A 1720-nucleotide genomic window follows, 5' to 3' on the forward strand; every position below is an offset into this window, starting at 1 on the left:
TAAGCCCCGAGTCCGACCCCTGTTTCAACCTCTAACGCGCAGATCATCTACATCCTGTATCTGGTCAGCCTGGTCGTCGGTGTCACCGGGATCGTCGGCGTGATCATGGCCTGGCAGACCGCCCCGCGTGATCAGTGGATCGGCTGGAGCCACGAACAACGTCAGCGCAACCTGGCGGCGGTCGTCAACAACGCTCGATTTCTCATCCTGCCCTGGATTCGCGTGCCGTCACTGGCGAGCAAGCTGCTGGGGCTGGCGGCGCGCACCTTGCCTGGACACTGGCAAGCACGCTACGGCTATCGCCCCTACCTGCTGGAGACCTTCGTCGAGGCCGAGCGCTTCCGCGGCACCGGCTACCGCGCGGCGAACTGGCGCTGCGTGGGCAAAAGTCCGAGCCCGAGTCGCTCGCGGCCGAGGAGGTCGAGCGGCTGATCGCGCTGGCCGAGCAAGGTCAGCTCGAGACCGCCGATCAGCAGCGCATCGCCCCGCTGTTGCGCACCCTGCTGTGGCTTGAGCACGCACTGCTCGAGACCCGCATCAGTCTGGCGACGCTCAAACGCGTGCTGTTCGGCAAACCGACCGAGAAGACCCCGCGCAAGCCACCCGCTGAGCCGCCGGCGGATGCAGCGAGCGACAGCGGCGCCGAGCCGGCGAACGACACCCAGGAGAAGACCGAAGCCAGTGTCGAGACGCCGAGCGAGACCCCAGCGCCGAGTCCCCCCGGAGCCGCCAGAGACACCCCGTGCATCGGGCCATGGTCGCCTCGGCGTCGGCGACTATCCTGGCGCCGAGGTCCAGCGCTGTGAGCACGATCACCTCAATCCCGGCGATCTCTGCCCGGCCTGCACACGCGGCCGCCTGTACGCCATGCCACCCCTGGTGCGCCTGCGCTTTCGCGGTCAGCCCCTGGTGGCGGTGACCCGCTACGAGCTCGAGCGCCTACGCTGCAGCGCCTGCGGGATGCTGTTCGTCGCCCATCTGCCCCCGGAGGTCAGCCCCGAGCGTTATGACAGCAGCCTGAAGGTGATCCTGGCGATGGCGCATTATCATTTAGGTCTGCCATTCAATCGCCTTGAATCCTTCCAGCAGATGCTCGGCCAACCCCTGCCCGATGCCACCCAATGGGAGCTGGTTGAGCAGGTCGCCGACGTCGGCTACGTGGTGTTCAACCATCTGCAGGGGTATGCCGCTCAGCTCGAGGTGGTGTTCCAGGACGATACCCGCGCGCGGGTGCTGTCCTTGATCAAGGAGAACCAGGCCGAGCCACCACCGGCGCGCCAGGCGATCTACACCACGGCGCTGCGCTGTGAGGGTGCGCACAGCGTCTGTCTGTTCTTCACCGGGCGTCAGCATGCCGGGGAGAATCTCGATGATCTGATGGCCTTGCGCCCGGCGACGCTGCCTCGCATGCTGCGCATGGCCGATGCGCTGGCGGCCAATACGCTCAAGCGCCATGGCGATCGGGTGGTCGATCTGAATTGTCTGACCCATGCGCGACGCCAGTTCGTCGACATCCAAGACGTCTTTCCGGGCGAATGCGAGCAGGTGATCGCGGCGATCGCCACGATCGATCACCAAGAGGACAAGTGCGTTGAGGCGGAGCTCAATCCGGCCCAACGCCTCGCGCATCATCAGGCTCACAGTGCCCCGGTGATGGCGAGCCTCAAGCGCTGGATGGAGCAGCAGCTCGATGACAATGGTGAATCGCGTAGCCATCTCC

At 65.8% G+C, this 1720-nt stretch carries 3 protein-coding genes; all 3 read left to right on the top strand.

Going from position 1 to position 1720, the window contains the following annotated elements:
• Positions 1-69 precede the first annotated feature (69 nt).
• Positions 70-432: a Druantia anti-phage system protein DruA gene (locus VBE63_RS28745; RefSeq protein WP_323686399.1), complete on the top strand. Its 363-nt coding sequence runs from the start codon at positions 70-72 to the stop codon at positions 430-432.
• A gap of 59 nt (positions 433-491) precedes the next feature.
• Entirely contained in the window at positions 492-806 is a 315-nt protein-coding gene (locus VBE63_RS28750; protein ID WP_323686397.1) for a hypothetical protein, read from the top strand.
• Between the two features lie 61 nt (positions 807-867).
• A partial coding sequence (locus VBE63_RS28755) for an IS66 family transposase (RefSeq protein WP_323686398.1) occupies positions 868-1720 on the top strand: 853 nt, incomplete at its 3' end.

Source organism: Lamprobacter sp., assembly GCF_034860625.1.
GTDB lineage: Bacteria > Pseudomonadota > Gammaproteobacteria > Chromatiales > Chromatiaceae > Lamprobacter.